This window comes from Cupriavidus sp. SIMBA_020, assembly GCF_046535395.1.
Lineage (GTDB): Bacteria > Pseudomonadota > Gammaproteobacteria > Burkholderiales > Burkholderiaceae > Cupriavidus > Cupriavidus campinensis.
Genome location: NZ_JAWRWU010000343.1, coordinates 1 through 291 on the forward strand (window position 1 = coordinate 1; position 291 = coordinate 291).

The following is a 291-nucleotide window of genomic DNA, read 5'->3' on the forward strand; positions in this document are numbered from 1 at the left end:
CCCGGCGCGCTACGTGCCCCAGGCCATCGACACAATCAAGACCGCCAACGTGCTGGACTACGGCGTCAACGACCTGGGCAGCGCCCTGAGTGGCATTCCCAACGTCAGCAGCGGCTCGGACACGCGCTTCGACAGCCTGCGGATCCGCGGCTTCGATGCCAGTAACGACTTCTACCTGGACGGCATCCGCGACGACAGCCAATACGTGCGCGACCTGCACAACATCGAGCGCATCGAAGTGCTCAAGGGCCCGGCGGCAGTGCTCTACGGCCGTGGCAGCCAGGGCGGGAT

The 291-nt window shown here is 66.0% G+C and carries 1 protein-coding gene; it reads left to right on the plus strand.

Translation table 11 applies throughout. The features are described 5' to 3' along the window. Positions 1–291 (plus strand): TonB-dependent receptor plug domain-containing protein (locus tag SB751_RS29500; protein ID WP_410748963.1); only part of this gene is annotated, 291 nt, incomplete at both ends.